This window comes from Halomonas sp. 3D7M, from assembly GCF_014897885.1.
Taxonomy (GTDB): Bacteria; Pseudomonadota; Gammaproteobacteria; order Pseudomonadales; family Halomonadaceae; genus Vreelandella.
In genome coordinates, this window is the sequence record NZ_JABUZF010000136.1 from 4,264 (window position 1) to 7,447 (window position 3,184).

The window sequence follows — 3,184 nt, forward strand, 5'->3', positions numbered from 1 at the left end:
CACTGACCAGGATAATGCACTGGTCTTGTCAGACGACTTCAATCCCGACGAGCATGACGACTACTTCCACGCGTTAGCTGCCTTTGTTAGCGATGGCTTAGATGCCTGCGGTTATACCTACTGTAAAGGCGATGTGATGGCGACTAACCGCCAGTGGCGTCAGCCGTTGCATGTTTGGAAGCGCTATTTCCAAGATTGGATGGCGAACCCAACCCCTGAACGACTACTCCATAGTTCGATTTTCTTCGATTTAGACAGCATTTACGGCGAAGACCATTTTGTTGAAGCACTCCAGGATTTGATTGCCCAAACGGCGCCCCAGTCGCCACTGTTTTTGGCGGCCATGGCCCGTAATGCGCTGAATCGAACACCGCCGCTTGGGTTCTTCCGCACGTTTGTGATGGAAAAAGATGGCAAACATAACAACTCAATCAACCTAAAGCGGCGTGGTACTGCTCCGATGGTTGATCTTATTCGGGTACATGCGCTGGCCTGTGGGTCTAAAGCGCAAAACTCGTTCCAGCGCTTAAACGATATTAGCAATACTCAGCTACTGGCGACGGGCGTTAGCGACAAACTGAGCTATGCGCTGGAGTTTTTATGCATGTCGCGGATTCGTCATCAAGTGATTGACCTACAGGAAGACCGTTTCCCCGATAACAATATCGAACCGGAGAATGTTGAGGATAGCGAGCGCCACACGCTTAAAGATGCTTTCCAAGTACTCAACAACGCGCAAAAATTCTTAAAGTTCCGCTACCCAATACCCACTCAGCGGCAGGGGCGATAATATGCGTGGAATTCGGCCCCGCCAAAAAGTAGTTCAAGCTAACTGGATAGGCTATATGGCTGAGCGTGCCGAAAAGACCCATGATGGTGCGCTTAGGGAATTTTTCGCAACACCGCTACCTAGTCCGGATACGCCTATCGCGCAAGTGCCGATGGTTGCGTTAGATATGGAAACAACCGGTTTGGACGAGCGGCGTCATGCGATTGTCAGCATTGGGGTGGTGCCTTTCACACTGGATCGCATTCCGCTTGCTCAGCGTCGCTACTGGGTAGTGAAACCCTCGCGACCCTTAGATGAGGCGTCCATTGCTTACCATCACATCACTCATTCTGAAATCGCCACTGCCCCGGACTTTGATGCCGTGCTGGATGAGCTCCTAGCGGTGCTGGCAGGGCGACTTGTGGTGGTACATTTTCGCAACATCGAACGCCCGTTTCTTGATGCTGCCGTAAAGGCACGACGGGGAGACGGGGTGATGTTCCCGATGATCGATACGATGTCGCTTGAAGCGCGCATGCATCGACAAACGTTATGGGCACGGTTTCGCCGTTGGTTAGGGCGTCCGCCTGTTTCGATTCGTTTAAATGCCAGTCGAGAACGCTATGGCCTGCCTGTCTATCAAGGACATCACGCGCTGGTTGATGCATTGGCGACAGCCGAACTGTTACAAGCGCAGATCAGTCATCACTACACGCCTGAGACGCAGTTGAAAGATATTTGGGTTTGAGCAGTGCAGCGTTATTTAACGCAAACGGGCAGCCATTTGGCTGCCCGTTTGCGATTCGGTGCAATGGTTAGCGATTCACATCATACCGCTTTAGGCTCGCTCATCAGCCCTTTGATAATGGCATAACATGCCACCAGCAAGATGATGGTGAACGGGAAACCGGTAGAAACCGCCATAGTTTGCAGTGCGGTCAGACCACCGCCAAGCAGCAACGCAATTGCGATAGCCCCTTCGATAATCGCCCAGAACACGCGCTGAGGCTTCGGTGCATCCACCTTGCCGCCTGCAGTAATTGAGTCGATAACCAGTGAGCCTGAGTCAGAAGAGGTCACAAAGAAAATAATGACCAGTAGAATCGCAACAAACGAGGTGATTTGTGACAGCGGTAGTTGTTCAAGCATGATGAACAGCTGCAGATCCACACCGGCGTCGCGCACGGCTTCAATGCCTTCGCTAACGTACTGATCAATGGCGGTGCCGCCAAAGGTGGTCATCCACAGTACCGATACCACGGAGGGTACAATCAGTACCGAGACTAAGAATTCACGAACGGTGCGGCCACGAGAAACCCGTGCGATAAACATACCTACGTACGGGGACCAGGAGATCCACCAAGCCCAGTAGAAGGCCGTCCAGCCTTGGCTAAAGTTCGCATCTTCACGGCCAAACGGATTCGATAGAGCCGGCAGGTTAACGGCGTAGCTAATTAGGTTTTCAAAGAAGCCTGTCGCAATAAGCAGTGTTGGACCCACGGCAATAACGAAGAACAGCAGCAAAGCCGCCATGGCGATGTTGACTTTTGAAAGCAACTGAACGCCTTTGTCGACACCGGCCATAACCGACCCGATAGCAATAATCGTGATGCCGATGATGAGCAGAATCATCGTGATATCGCTTTCTGGTGCGCCAAACAAGTAGGTTAACCCTGCCGCTGCTTGAGTCGCCCCCAAACCAAGCGATGTCGCTAGGCCAAACAGCGTGGCAAAGACCGCCAGAATGTCGATTAAATGCCCCGGCCAACCCCAGACGCGCTCACCCAGAATTGGGTAGAATACCGAGCGCATAGACAGCGGTAGCCCTTTGTTGAACGAAAATAAGGCAAGTGACAGCGCTACTACTGCGTAAATCGCCCAGGGGTGAAGGCCCCAATGAAAGATAGTCGCTGCCATACCCAGCGCAGCTGCGCCTGCAGCATCGCCCTCCGCACCCGCTAATGGTGCCCAGCTACCTCCATCAAAAGAGGTACCAAAGTGGGTCAATGGCTCGTTAACGCCAAAGAACATCAGGCCGATGCCCATGCCCGCAGCAAATAGCATTGAAAACCAGCCCACATAGGTAAAATCGGGCTTTGCATCAGCGCCGCCGATGCGAATTTTACCGAGTGGCGAAACAATTAACCCAAGACACAGAATAACGAAAACATTGGCGGCAAGTATAAAGAACCACGCTAAATTACCGGTCAAGAAACTAAAAATGGCGTCATACACCGGTGCGATAGTGTCTTGTAGCGCGAGGGTTAATACGACAAACAGAAGCACCACAATCGATGAAATGGTGAACACCTTGCCATGTAGATCAAGGCTCACCCCCATCCTGGTGGTAGTGATGTTGTCTTGACCGATAACGTAATCGGTATCTATTAGATTCGCTGGGCCGTCAGGGGCGGG

General features: G+C 52.1%; 3 protein-coding genes. 2 read left to right on the forward strand and 1 reads right to left on the reverse strand.

Annotated elements, in window-relative coordinates; genetic code table 11:
• The coding region (locus INT22_RS20385; protein WP_226912459.1) for a putative nucleotidyltransferase substrate binding domain-containing protein at positions 1-790 on the forward strand (790 nt) is incomplete at its 5' end.
• A 1-nt stretch (position 791) separates the two neighbouring features.
• Complete coding sequence (locus INT22_RS06515; protein WP_089039606.1) at positions 792-1,517, forward strand: 3'-5' exonuclease; 726 nt, start codon at positions 792-794, stop codon at positions 1,515-1,517.
• Positions 1,518-1,597: 80 nt separating this feature from the next.
• Here the strand turns inward: INT22_RS06515 and INT22_RS06520 are convergent.
• Positions 1,598-3,184 (reverse strand): BCCT family transporter (locus INT22_RS06520; RefSeq protein WP_193067910.1); only part of this gene is annotated, 1,587 nt, incomplete at its 5' end.